Below are 12,847 nucleotides of genomic sequence, written 5' to 3' on the forward strand. Positions count from 1 at the left end.
ACTTTCTTGTCGCTGATGTCGAGCATGTAGCGCACGCTGCGCAGTACGTCGTTATGAACCATGTCGGTATTCCTGATGCGTTGTGGGCAGCGCTCGTAAGCGCTGCCGGAATGTGGGGCGGCAGTGGAAGTTCTAGAACTTCTCTTTGCCGGACAGGTAGCGCCATTGGCCAACCGGGACCTTGCCGATCGACACGCCGCCGATGCGGATGCGACGGATGCCGATGACCTTCAGGCCAACCGCTTCGCAGAACTGCGCAATGATTCCCGGCTGCGGGTTTTTCATGGCGAAGCGCAGACGGTTTTCGTTCTGCCAGCTGGCCTTGACTGGCGGCAGCTCCTTGCCCTTGTGGGTCAGGCCATGCTGTAAACGATTGAGGCCGTGGGCAGCCATCTCACCTTCGACTTCGACGATGTATTCCTGCTCGATCTTCGCCGCGTCGGCGGTGAGCTTGCGCAGGATTTTCCAGTCCTGGCTGAACACCAGCAGGCCGCTGGCCTTGGGCTGCAGGTCGGCGCTGGCGGTCAGGCGCAGGAAATGCCCGCGCAACGGACGCTTGCCGTAGCGATGCTCTTCGCTGAGGGTTTCGGCGCTGAGCGTTTGCATGGCGCTGTCGACATCCATGCCGGCGGGCGCGTTGAGCAGGATGGTCACCGGCTCCGGCGCGGTGGCCTTGGCGTCCTTGTCGAGCTCGACCTTTTGCTCGCCGACCTTGAATTGCGGCTCATCGATGACTTCGCCGTCCACGGTGACCCAGCCGCCCTCGATGAACAGCTCGGCCTCCCGGCGGGAGCAACCGACCAGTTCGATGAGGCGTTTGGAGAGGCGAATCGGGTCAGTCATGACAGGGCCGTAACAAAAAAGGGGTGGGCATTGTACCTGTGTGGAAGCGGTTAAGCCCGGTTCCATTTGCAGGCGCTATATTCAATGTGGAAGCGAGCCTGCTCGCGAAGGCGTCCTGCCAGTCTATGTATGCAGTGACTGATACACCGCATTCGCGAGCAGGCTCGCTCCCACAGGGGGTCCATGGTGTGTCAGCCGTTGCTTGAGCGCTGTTGGGACTGCCGCAAGCGCATATGCAGCAGCGGATACGGCTGGCCCATGCCATCGACCTCGGAGCGGCCGATCACTTCAAATCCCTGCTTTTCATAAAAGCCCAAGGCTTGCGGGTTCTGCTCATTGACGTCGAGTTCATCGGCGTTGAGCCGTTCGATCGCATATCGGAGCAACTGCTTGCCCAAGCCTTGACCACGATGATCAGGATCGATGAACAGCATTTCAATCTTGCCCGCCGCCACACCGGCAAAACCGGTGATGCGCTGCTGGCGATCCTTGGTGCAGATCAGCATGACCGCATCGAGATAGCGGGTGAGCACCAGATTGCGCAGCAGCTCGATGTAGCTGTCCGGCAGGAACTGGTGAGTCGCACGGACCGAGGCCTCCCAGACCCGGGTCAGTTCTTCGTAATCGCTGATTTTCGGTGTGTGAATGACCGAATGCTGACGCATGTGCGTGTGCCTCTTGTGCGGTTCAAGGGAGTCCGTCCCCCGCTAAACGATAGCCGCAAAAAAGCCCCGTATCTCGGAAAAGAGCGGGGCTTCTGGATACAGCGCTATCCCCCTGTGGGAGCGAGCCTGCTCGCGAAGGCATTGTGTCAGGCAATATTTACAGCGACTGACCCAGCGCATTCGCGAGCAGGCTCGCTCCCACAGGTATTTTGCGGTGCTTAGATCTGCTCAGCCCACAAATCATATTCGTCGGCATCAGTCACCTTGCACCAGACCTTGTCGCCCGGCTTCAGGTTGCTGCCATTGTCGATAAACACGTTGCCATCGATTTCCGGGGCGTCGAAGAAGCAACGGCCGACCGCACCTTGTTCGTCAACCTCGTCCACCAGCACTTCAATCTCACGACCGATGCGCATTTGCAGGCGTGCCGAGCTGATCGCCTGCTGGTGCGCCATGAAGCGCTCCCAACGATCCTGCTTGACGTCGTCCGGTACCACTTCCAGATCCAGATCATTCGCTGGTGCGCCGTCAACCGGCGAGTACTGGAAGCAGCCGACGCGGTCGAGCTGGGCTTCGGTCAGCCAGTTGAGCAGGTACTGGAAGTCTTCTTCGGTTTCGCCCGGGAAGCCGACGATGAAGGTCGAACGGATGATCAGGTCCGGGCAGATTTCGCGCCAGTTCTTGATGCGCGCCAGGGTCTTGTCTTCGAACGCCGGGCGTTTCATCGATTTCAGGACTTTCGGGCTGGCGTGCTGGAACGGGATATCCAGGTACGGCAGGATCTTGCCGGCGGCCATCAGTGGAATCAGCTCGTCGACGTGCGGGTACGGATAAACGTAGTGCAGGCGGACCCAGACGCCCAGCGTGCTCAGCGCCTCGCAAAGCTCGGTCATGCGGGTTTTCACCGGCGCGCCGTTCCAGAAGCCGGTGCGATATTTCACATCAACGCCGTAAGCGCTGGTGTCTTGCGAGATCACCAGCAGCTCTTTGACGCCGGATTTCACCAGGCGCTGAGCTTCGTCGAGCACATCACCGACCGGACGGCTGACCAGTTTGCCGCGCATCGACGGGATGATGCAGAACGAGCAGCTGTGGTTGCAGCCTTCGGAAATCTTCAGGTAGGCGTAGTGGCGTGGGGTCAGTTTGATGCCTTGCGGCGGCACCAGGTCGATCAGCGGGTTGTGATCCTGACGCGGCGGCACCACTTCGTGCACGGCGTTGACCACTTGCTCGTACTGCTGCGGACCGGTCACGGCGAGCACGCTCGGGTGTACGTCGCGGATGTTGCCTTCTTCCACGCCCATGCAACCGGTGACGATGACCTTGCCGTTTTCCTTGATCGCTTCACCGATTACTTCCAAAGATTCAGCCTTGGCCGAATCGATGAAGCCGCAGGTGTTGACGACTACAACGTCGGCGTCCTGATAGGTGGACACCACGTCATAACCTTCCATGCGCAGCTGGGTCAGGATGCGCTCGGAGTCGACCAGTGCTTTCGGGCAACCCAGAGATACAAAGCCAACCTTTGGATTGGCCGGCGCAGGAGTGGTGGACATGTCTAACCTCGGTGTTTTGTGACGTCGCTTGCTTGATGCGCAAGCCGACGGATGGGCGCTTGAGATGCGCCTCTGATCAAAAAGTGCGCAATTCTAGCGGCGGGCAACGCACTTGACCAGCTTTATACGGGGAAATACGACGAGTGCTGCGCTATGCTTCGCGCCGTTGAGCTTTACCGATTTCGTGCAGTCAATCATTGGTCTGTAACAACAGGTAAAACAGCGCATGCTGCAACTCAAAGCATAGTGCTTCCTTCAAAGAAGCCGGTATCGAGATCAGGAGTGTTGGATGGGTCAGGCAAGTAGTCATGCGGCGGGCGCCGAGGGTTCGGCAAGCAGACCGCTGAGCATGCTGGTCGCGGCGGTCGGGGTGGTTTATGGCGACATTGGCACGAGCCCGTTGTACACCCTCAAGGAAGTGTTTTCCGGCGGTTATGGTGTGCCGGTCAATCACGACGGTGTGCTCGGCATTCTGTCGTTGATCTTCTGGTCGCTGATCTGGGTGGTCTCGATCAAATACATGATGTTCGTCCTGCGCGCCGACAACCAGGGCGAGGGCGGCATCATGGCCCTGACGGCACTGGCACGGCGGGCAGCGGCGGGGCGCAAGCGCCTGCGCACGTTGTTGGTGGTGTGCGGGCTGATCGGCGCGGCGCTGTTCTATGGCGACAGCATGATCACCCCGGCCATTTCGGTGCTGTCGGCGATTGAAGGCCTCGGCCTGGCGTTTGAAGGCATCGATCACTGGGTGGTGCCGCTGTCGCTGGTCGTGCTGGTCGCGCTGTTTCTGATTCAGCGCCACGGTACCGCGCGGATCGGCATTCTGTTCGGGCCGATCATGGTCACCTGGTTCCTCGTCCTCGGCGCCCTCGGTGTGTACGGCATCAGCCACACCCCGGAAGTGCTGCACGCGCTGAACCCGATGTGGGCGGTGAATTTTTTCGTCGTGCACCCGGGCATGGGCGTAGCGATCCTCGGCGCGGTAGTGCTGGCGCTGACCGGCGCCGAAGCGCTGTACGCCGACATGGGCCACTTCGGCCGCAAGCCGATCGCTCGCGCCTGGTTCCTGCTGGTGCTGCCGGCGCTGGTGCTCAACTACTTCGGCCAGGGCGCATTGCTGCTGGAAAACCCTGACGCAGCGCGTAACCCGTTCTACCTGCTGGCACCGAGCTGGGCGCTGATTCCGCTGGTCGGCCTTTCGACCCTGGCCACGGTGATCGCCTCGCAAGCGGTGATTTCCGGCGCGTTCTCCCTGACCCGTCAGGCGATCCAGCTCGGTTACATCCCGCGCATGTACATCCAGCACACCTCCAGCGACGAGCAGGGCCAGATCTACATCGGTGCGGTGAACTGGGCGCTGATGGTCGGCGTGGTCCTGTTGGTGCTGGGCTTCGAATCTTCCGGTGCACTGGCCTCGGCCTACGGCGTGGCAGTGACCGGCACCATGCTGATGACTACCATTCTGGTGTCGGCGGTCATGCTGCTGCTGTGGAAATGGCCACCAATCCTCGCGGTGCCGGTGTTGCTTGGCTTCCTGTTGGTGGACGGTCTGTACTTCGCCGCCAATGTGCCGAAGATCGTTCAGGGCGGCGCGTTCCCGGTGATCGCCGGTATCGCCCTGTTCGTGCTGATGACCACCTGGAAGCGCGGCAAACAACTGCTGGTCGAACGCCTCGACGAAGGCGCGCTGCCGTTGCCGATCTTCATCAGCAGCATCCGCGTGCAACCGCCGCATCGCGTGCAGGGCACCGCCGTGTTCCTCACCGCCCGCTCCGACGCCGTGCCCCACGCGCTGCTGCACAACCTGCTGCACAACCAGGTGCTGCATGAGCAAGTGGTGTTGCTGACGGTGGTCTACGAAGACATCCCGCGTGTGCCGCCATCGCGGCGCTTCGAGGTCGAAGCGCACGGAGAGGGTTTCTTCCGGGTGATCCTGCACTTTGGTTTCACCGACGAGCCGGACGTGCCGCAAGCGCTGAAGCTGTGTCATCTGGATGATCTGGACTTCAGCCCGATGCGCACAACCTACTTCCTCAGCCGCGAAACGGTGATTGCCTCGAAACTGGAAGGCATGGCGCGTTGGCGTGAGGCGCTGTTTGCGTTCATGTTGAAGAATGCCAATGGCAATTTGCGGTTCTTCAATCTGCCGTTGAACCGAGTGATCGAGTTGGGGACGCAGGTGGAAATGTAAGCCTCGCTTCAACTGAAAAGCCCCCGTCAGCTTCAAGGCTGGCGGGGGCTTTTTTGTGCCCGCACATAAACCTCGAACCCACGCAAATCCCCTGTGGGAGCGAGCTTGCTCGCGAAGGCGTAGTGTCAGTCGACAATCTGTTAACTGACCCTCCGCATTCGCGAGCAAGCTCGCTCCCACAAGGGTTCTGTGGTGTTAGTGGCTTTCAGGCAATTCTTCTTCAGATTCGGTCTTTGTGCGAGCAGGTCGCGGCATCAGCGCTTGGATCACATCATCAATCAAGGCTTTGCCCATCACCGTCAGGTAATGCGCGGCCCAGGCATGGCGATCGGTGTCTCTGATGAAAGCAGCATCCTCGGCGAAGTATTTTGCGAGGGATAGCAGGTCGGAGGATTGGGACAAGGCATCGATGATCGGGATGCCGGCGCGGACGTTGAAGAACGCTTGATCCGAGTTGTAGAGGAAAGGGGTGAAGCCGATGGTTTTAGCGTTTGCAAGTCCGTGCAGATCAGTTTCGGTCATCGTGTTACTCCTTGGTTCGAAGTGCCGCGACTTTCGTTACCACGCGAAAGGGAGGCAACTGTACGCAGGGTGGTAAACCGGGAACCAAGGAAACCGGCACGCTCGAAAGCGTCCCACGCACAGCCGCCATAACTCGAGGAGCGGGCTGTTGCGATGGTTTCTCCGGGTTACCACACCCGATCGCTGAATGGGTCAGCGACGTCCGGAGAGTATCCCGTCGAAAAACAGCGCAATAGAGCGGCAAAGCGCCCGAACACGAGTTTCGGAGTTTGCCTACAAGGTCTGTGGGCGTCATCTGATATTGCGAAACTGGAAGTAAACGATACTAAACGTCTGACACGAACACAGCCATGACGATATGCGGGCAAGGTATGCAGCGATTAGTGATTTACCCAAGGGCTTGACGACCCGGCCTCGGTAGTGAGACAAGTGTCCACGTTTTATGGAATGTGGACACTTGAGGTTTTGATCTAAATGAAGAGTCAAGACATTTTACTATTGTTCAAAATGGCCAGTCTCCACGCTCAGGAAGAGAACCTCATGGGGGAGATGGAGGCCGAATCGAATTCGGACAGGGTCGAAGAGCTGCTCAGGCCTTATGTCGTCAGCCGAATGAGCGCAGGGCAAAGTGTGGGGAAGCCATTGGTCACCTATTCCACTGATGGGGAAGACACTCTCTTCCTGCGCCGCGAATTCGACTCGCCTTTCGCTGATGGGCCAGGTTGGGAGGGATGGGCGGAACCGGCATCTGATCCACCGCTGACAAGTTGGAGTGATCGGTACTCCTTACGTGCGCTGTCTGCCTCTCTCGGACTGAGCAAAAGCGAAGTCTCAAATGCTCTCGCCCGGTGCCGGGAATCTGGATTGCTCATTCATGATTACGACACCGGGCTTGCCAAAGTGCACCGCCGGGAACTGCTGAAAATTACCGAGCACGCGCTGAAGTACTTCTTCCCGGTCAAGCCTGGCGCGATGGTTCGTGGCATACCCACAGGTTTTGCAGCGCCTGCGCTGTCCAAAAGCATCAAGAGTGCGGGTGGTTTGATTCCGGTCTGGCCGGATGCGCAGGGAACCGAGCGAGGCCAAGCGATCGAGCCGCTTTACAAAACAGTGCCGGAAGCGGTGAAAAAAGACCGGATTCTTTACCACTATCTGGCGCTCGCTGATGCAATCCGTCTGGGTGGTCCGCGTGAGTGTGGTGTGGCAATCAGTATTCTGAAGGCAGGGATGGGGCTGAAATAACATGTCGTCAAACGCGGATCACAACTACGAACTCATTGAGTTCGTGGCTGGAGGCTTGGGCGAGGCGTTTCTCGCCGAAGTTGCTTTTGTTGGCGGTTGCACAACCGCCATGCTGGTTACAGATACAGCCGTGCTGGACGACATTCGTTTCACTGATGACGTTGATCTAGTGATCGAGTTGGCCGGTATCAGCGCCTGGAACCAACTCACCGAACGGCTGGCGGCCAAGGGATTCAAGATCACGGGTGAGGACGAGGTGAATTGTCGTTTTCGCTTCAATGACGTTGTCGTGGATGTCATGCCTTCCGACCCTGCAGTGCTCGGCTATGCCAACCGCTGGTTCGTCGAGGGGCTGGCGAGGGCGGATAAATTCACCCTGCCCAGCGGCACTGCCATCCAGATATTCCAGCCCGCGTATTTTCTCGCGACGAAACTGGAAGCTTTCGCCGGTCGGGGAAATGGCGATCCTTATCACAAGGATGTCGAGGATATGATCATCTTGATCGATGGTCGGCCTGAGCTGTTGGAGGAGGTGGTCCAGGCTGACAAGGACCTCAAGGCATTCATTACAGAGGGAGTCCAGAAGCTGATGGCGCTCGATGGGGTTGGCTACGTGATCGAAAGTTCAGGCTCGGTGCAGGCGAATCCAGGCAGAGGGCAGATTATTCACAGGCGTATGAAAGCGCTGGCCAGCGCATGAGATACCTCTCCCGATCAATCACTGGGCAAGCCAGCAGAGCAAATAATGACTATGCCGGAGCTACCTGTGAGGGTGACCGTGGTTTTTTTGTTGTCGCGGATGGCACTTCAAGGCGCGGCAGTGGACAGCTGGCTGAATGCTTCGTAAGCGGCATGTTGGCGGCTGATTCCACACAGTTGGAGCAGGGGGGCTATCCTGCAGAACCCGGAGCTATCGAGCGTCTATTGGGTTCAATACTGTCGGATTTTCATGCGTCGTTGCCTGCTGATCAGACGGGAGCCATCTGTTACCTGATTGGCTTGGTCGCTCATGGCCGACTCACCGTTGCATACGAAGGTGACTGTTCATGCGGGATTGTGACGCTGTTGGGAGCCATCGAGTGGATTACGCCTCCTCACTGCAAGGCCAATTGGCGGCGCGACCGTTCGCACTGTGAGTTGGCGCAAGATCCTGCTCGAAATTCAGTAACGCGATGCTTGAAGATCAATCGGGTTCCGAACCCTGACTTTGTTTGGTGTGAACTGGAGGCTGTTGAGCGCTTGGTATTTGTCACTGATGGCTTTTGGGCGGACTTGACGCAAGTCCAGCAAAGCAGTTTGTTGGCGGCGCCGGATAGCGACTTTAGCGTTGGCGACGATGATGTCACGTGGATAGATGTTCAGCTTGGCCGGCGGGACTGACGAGTTGTCTGAGTCCGGCACAATACCCTGTGGGAGCGCGAAGACGTAGTGTCAGTCGACGAATCTGTAAACTGACCCACCGCTTCGCGAGCAAGCTCGCTCCCACAGGGATTGTGGTGGCGGCTGGAATGTAAAAAGCCCCCGCAACTGTGAAGTTGCGGGGGCTTTTTATGGGCGTAGCTCAGATCACTCTTCGGCGACCGAGTTCTTGCTCTGACGCTTCTCGATCAAGTCCACCAAACGCTTGGCCAGCGCCGGGTAGTTTTCATCAAAGTGATGCCCGCCGGGCAGTTTCACCGCTTCGCCGACAGCAGTCTTGTCCGTGCAGCCACTTTCATCGGTCTCTTCTTCACCGTAGATGCACACAACCTTGCCGGCTGGCAGTTTGGCCATTTCCGGGCCGGTCGCAGCTTCTTTGCCGGCGTTACCCAACCAGCCTTCGACTTCGATTTCGAAGCTGCCGGTGCGGGCGAAGGCGAGCAGGATGATCGCGTCGACGCGTTGCTGTTCGTTCTCTGGCAGACGGTTGTAGATCGCTGGCAGAACGTCGGCACCGAACGAGTAGCCGGTGAGGATGAAGCGCTTGGTGCCCCATTTCTGCCGGTAGTGCTGCATCAGTTCGGTGAGGTCGAGTGCGCTTTGCTCCGGGCTCTTGTGCTGCCAGTAGTAGCGCAGGGTGTCGATGCCGACCACCGGGTAGCCGATCTTGGCCATTTCCCCGGCCACGTCGCGGTCGAGGTCGCGCCAGCCGCCGTCGCCGGAGAGGAACAGGGTCACGGTGTCGTTGGCCTGACCGGCCGGCACTTCCACGACCGGAATCGCCAGACCGCCGTTGGCCTTGTCGCCGCCGACGAGGATTTTGCGCAGTTCGTTGTTCAGCACTTGCGGCAGATTGATGTCGTAGTCGCTGATGCTGGTTTCGGCGTTTGGTTGATCGCGTACGAAACCTGCGCTGGCGTCGTCCGGGTTATCGTTCCACGCCACCAGCCAGTGGCCGTGGGCGGCGGATTTCGGCAGCAGGTGGGTGCAGCCGGGCTTTTCCAGAGCCAAGTCGACGGAGATGGCCTGGGCCTTGTCGTCTTTCTGTTCCGCCAGCCAGCGCCACGCCAGTACGGCGCCAGGGCCGATGCCGCTGACCAGGGTGGCCGGGCCATTCAATTCGCGCAGGCCCGATTGCAGGGCACGGCTTTGCAGCAGGCAGTCCTTGGGCAGGATCACCTGAACGATCTGCGCCGAGGCGCTGCGGCTGAGGGTGGTCAGTTGTTTCTCGGAGAGCTTCTGTTCGTCGGTGACGGCAACCAGCACCTGAGCCTTCGGCTTGCTGCCGGGGATCACGCGGGTCATGGCTGTGCCATCGGCGGGTTTCAGTTGTTCGACGGTCGGTTCCGGTGCCGGGCGTTTGAGGTACCAGTAACCGCCGCCGGCAATCACGGCCAGCACGAGCAGGGCGGCCAGGATGTACTTCAGGGAGCGTTGAATCATCAGCGTTTCACCAATCCAGTCAAGCCGCCCGCGATCAGGGCAGCAGTGTCGGCCAGCGCCACGAGCGGATCGAGTCCGGCGGGCACGGCCATATAACGGGGTTCCCAGTCAGGCTGGAACTTGTCTTTGAAACGGCGCAAACCTTGGAAGTTGTACAGCTGCTCACCACGGCGGAAAACCATCGAGCCCAGGCGCTGGGTCAGCGGTGCGCCGCGCCGGGGTTGCAGCCCCGACAACGGCACCATGCCCAGGCTGAAGCGCGCGTATCCGTGACTCTTATAGTGTTGAATCAGGCCGACCATCATGAATTCCATGGTCAGCTTCGGCGCTTCCGGGTGCGCGCGCATCAGATCGAGACTGGCCAGATCGTGGCTGTAGGTCTCGAGCAGATTGGCGAACGCCACCGGGCGGCCTTCGAAGCGAATCACCGCAATGCGGAAATGCTTCAGGTAATCGTCGCTGAAACGGCCGAGGGAGAAGCCTTTCTCACGCACGTTCTTGCCGGTCAGCCAGGCATCGGAAATCACCTTCAGCTCGTCCATCGGCGCCTGGCCCGGCTCATGGATTTCCAGCGACAGACCATCGCGGGTGCCACGGTTCCAGGTGTAGCGCAGGTCCTTCATCTCCTTGCCCTTGGCTTCCAGATCGAAGCGCAGCAGATCGACCCGGGCTTCTTCGCCGAGCTTGATCGCCGTCAGGCCGATGTCCATGTAGTACGGCAGGTTCTCCGCACGTACCTGATAGAAAACCGGGCGCGTATGGTGGATGTCGCAAAGGTCGCGGAACTGCCAGATCATTTCCGCACGTTGCTGGCTCGGCCCGATCGGGTCGTACAGCGCCACCAGACTGCGGCCACGACGGGCGTACATCAGGAACGCCTCATCGTTGGGATGAAACAGCAACGCCTTGTCACCGGTCAGCGCGAGGCCGCCGTCGGGTTGTGACGAGGCCATGAGGATTTTTGCCGCGCGATCCAGTTCGTCCGGCGTCGGCAAATGAATCACCGGGCGCGCGGTGCGCAGCAACCAGGTCAGGGAGATGATCACCAGCAACACCGCCGCGCCGAGCAGCGAGCGCAGGCCACGCGGCGCGTCAGCATCGAGGGTGAACTGCCACCACAATTGATGGCTGTAGGGCACGTCCTGATAGGCGAACAGCAGCAACCAGGCCGAAGCGCCCAGCACGCAGAGACTGGCGACCAGATACAGCGGAGAAAACGGCAGTTCGGTCAAACGGCTCGGGCGATAGAAGGAGCGGCGGAACACGCCGAGCAGGGCGGCCGTAAACGTCATCAGCGTGGCTTCTTCCCAGTCGAAGCCTTTGAGTAGCGAGAGCAGGGCGCCGACCAGCAGCAGAATGACGGTCAGCATCCACGCCGCCGACAGGCGTCGGCGCAGACCCTGCGCGAGTAACAGACAGAGGACGCCGATCAGGCTGGCGCCAAAGTGCGAGGCATCGACCAGACGATGCGGGATCAGAAAACCGATGTGCTCCAGGCGCGTGTCGATTTCCGGTGTGGCGCCGGAAAACAGCAGCACCACGCCAGACAGAAACACCAGCACCGCCAGAACCGGCGCGGCCAGACCGGACGCCGCGCGCATGGTCTGGGATTGGAACAGGCGCTGGCCTTCGTTGATCAGCAGCAATACGCAAGCGACCAGCAGCGGCAGCACCACGTAGATCAGGCGATACAGCAGCAGTGCGGCTGCCAGTGGGGCGGCGCCAAGCTTGTCGGCAAATGCGGCGAGCAGAATTGCTTCGAATACACCGACGCCGCCAGGTACATGACTGAGGACACCGGCGGCGAGTGCCAGCAGATACACCAGCAGGAACGGCGCAAACGGCGGCGCTTCCGGTAGCAATAAATAGAGAACGGTGGCGGCAGCCGCGACATCGAGAGCGGTGATCACCAGTTGCAGGAACGTTAGGCGCCGACCCGGCAGACGCAGGGTGCGCCGCCCGGCACGAACCAGCAAATTGTCGGGGTAGGGTTGTTCCGGCAGACGACGGCGATAGATGCCGATCGCCAGCACTGCACCGAGGATCAGTACGGCAGCGGCGACCGAGCCGAGCAAGACTTCGGACAGTCCCAGCGCTTGCGAGGCGGCGGGCAGGTTGCTCAGGGTGGCCAGCGCTGCCAGTGGCGGCAAGGCGCAGCCCAGCGAGAGGCTGGCAAATAGCGTCATGTGCGCAACTTCCGACGCACCGACGCCCAGTCGCGCATATAAACGATAACGAACCGAGCCGCCGGACAGCAGCGACAGACCAATGGCATTGCCAATCGCAAATGCAGTGAAGCCGCCGAGCGCGAGGGTGCGCGGCGGCAGTTTCACGCCAGCGTAGCGGCTGGCCGACCATTCATAGCCGAGCAGAATGATGAAACCGACCACGGTCGCGCCAATGGCGCCAAGCAGGGCGGGCTTCGGCACGTCAAGAATCGAGTCATGCAATGCGTCGAGATCAAGCTCGGCGAGCAGATGGCGGCAGGCAATCAGGGCAATGGCAAACAGCAGCAACGTGACGGCCAGACCGATCGGCTGACGGTATTTGCTTAATCGATCCAGCCAGCGCAAACGCTCGGGTTTGATCGGTTGTTCTGCTGTAACGGTGTCTTGTGGATCAGACGAGTTGGCGCGCATCAATCACCTCTTGGATTGTGCGCGACAGGATGGAGGTATCCAGCCAAGTTACCAATCCCTGTAGAAAAAAATAATCACAAAATACTACGCCTCTCGTCGGGCATCGGCGAGGGCAGTTCCTGGATTGCAGAAACCCTGTCTGCGACTCAAGCATAGTCGCAAGTCAGTGGTTCTGATGATCCCCAGCGGTTCACTGCACAGTGACAGATCATTGTTGCGAAAGGACTTTTTCAACAGATACAAAAAAGGCCACTCTTTCGAGTAGCCTTTTTTGATGTTTGGTTGCGGGAGCCGGATTTGAACCGACGACCTTCGGGTTATGAGCCC

At 59.6% G+C, this 12,847-nt stretch carries 10 protein-coding genes; 4 read left to right on the forward strand and 6 right to left on the reverse strand.

Translation table 11 applies throughout. From position 1 onward, the window contains the following. Window positions 1-132 precede the first annotated feature (132 nt). The 3 genes from D8U71_RS03050 to rimO form a co-directional block, all read right to left on the reverse strand. Window positions 133-843 (reverse strand): rRNA pseudouridine synthase, encoded by a 711-nt coding sequence (locus D8U71_RS03050; RefSeq protein WP_130887132.1) that lies wholly within the window; start codon window positions 841-843, stop codon window positions 133-135. Between the two features lie 191 nt (window positions 844-1,034). Next, complete coding sequence (locus D8U71_RS03060; RefSeq protein WP_073475936.1) at window positions 1,035-1,508, reverse strand: GNAT family N-acetyltransferase; 474 nt, start codon at window positions 1,506-1,508, stop codon at window positions 1,035-1,037. 218 nt (window positions 1,509-1,726) lie between these two features. Further along, window positions 1,727-3,064, reverse strand: coding sequence for a 30S ribosomal protein S12 methylthiotransferase RimO (gene rimO / locus D8U71_RS03070; RefSeq protein ID WP_024011887.1), 1,338 nt, complete (start codon window positions 3,062-3,064; stop codon window positions 1,727-1,729). Between the two features lie 289 nt (window positions 3,065-3,353). On the opposite strand from rimO, the gene D8U71_RS03075 reads away from it, so the two are divergent. Further along, the gene (locus D8U71_RS03075) at window positions 3,354-5,255 is read left to right on the forward strand and encodes a potassium transporter Kup (protein WP_024011888.1); all 1,902 of its coding nucleotides are present in this window, start codon (window positions 3,354-3,356) and stop codon (window positions 5,253-5,255) included. Window positions 5,256-5,450: 195 nt separating this feature from the next. Here the strand turns inward: D8U71_RS03075 and D8U71_RS03080 are convergent, their stop codons facing one another. Further along, complete coding sequence (locus tag D8U71_RS03080) at window positions 5,451-5,777, reverse strand: DUF3077 domain-containing protein (protein WP_130887134.1); 327 nt, start codon at window positions 5,775-5,777, stop codon at window positions 5,451-5,453. A gap of 474 nt (window positions 5,778-6,251) precedes the next feature. Between D8U71_RS03080 and D8U71_RS03090 the strand changes: the two genes are divergently transcribed. From D8U71_RS03090 to D8U71_RS03100, 3 genes are read left to right on the forward strand one after another with little or no spacing between them, the layout of a single operon-like run. Further along, the gene (locus D8U71_RS03090; RefSeq protein ID WP_125925225.1) at window positions 6,252-7,019 is read left to right on the forward strand and encodes a MarR family transcriptional regulator; all 768 of its coding nucleotides are present in this window, start codon (window positions 6,252-6,254) and stop codon (window positions 7,017-7,019) included. 1 nt (window position 7,020) lies between these two features. Next, on the forward strand, window positions 7,021-7,719 hold the full coding sequence (locus D8U71_RS03095) for a hypothetical protein (protein WP_123442998.1): 699 nt from the start codon (window positions 7,021-7,023) through the stop codon (window positions 7,717-7,719). Further along, entirely contained in the window at window positions 7,716-8,399 is a 684-nt protein-coding gene (locus D8U71_RS03100; RefSeq protein WP_130887136.1) for a serine/threonine protein phosphatase, read from the forward strand. The genes D8U71_RS03095 and D8U71_RS03100 overlap by 4 nt, the downstream gene beginning before the upstream one ends. A gap of 186 nt (window positions 8,400-8,585) precedes the next feature. Here D8U71_RS03100 and D8U71_RS03105 read toward each other — a convergent pair whose 3' ends face one another. Both D8U71_RS03105 and mprF read right to left on the reverse strand, forming a co-directional pair. Further along, on the reverse strand, window positions 8,586-9,881 hold the full coding sequence (locus D8U71_RS03105) for an AcvB/VirJ family lysyl-phosphatidylglycerol hydrolase (RefSeq protein WP_130887137.1): 1,296 nt from the start codon (window positions 9,879-9,881) through the stop codon (window positions 8,586-8,588). After that, window positions 9,881-12,520, reverse strand: a complete 2,640-nt coding sequence (gene mprF, locus D8U71_RS03110) for a bifunctional lysylphosphatidylglycerol flippase/synthetase MprF (protein ID WP_125918034.1) — start codon at window positions 12,518-12,520, stop codon at window positions 9,881-9,883. The genes D8U71_RS03105 and mprF overlap by 1 nt, the downstream gene beginning before the upstream one ends. Window positions 12,521-12,847 lie beyond the last annotated feature (327 nt).

The organism is Pseudomonas sp. Sample_21 (genome assembly GCF_004307525.1).
GTDB lineage: Bacteria > Pseudomonadota > Gammaproteobacteria > Pseudomonadales > Pseudomonadaceae > Aquipseudomonas > Aquipseudomonas atacamensis.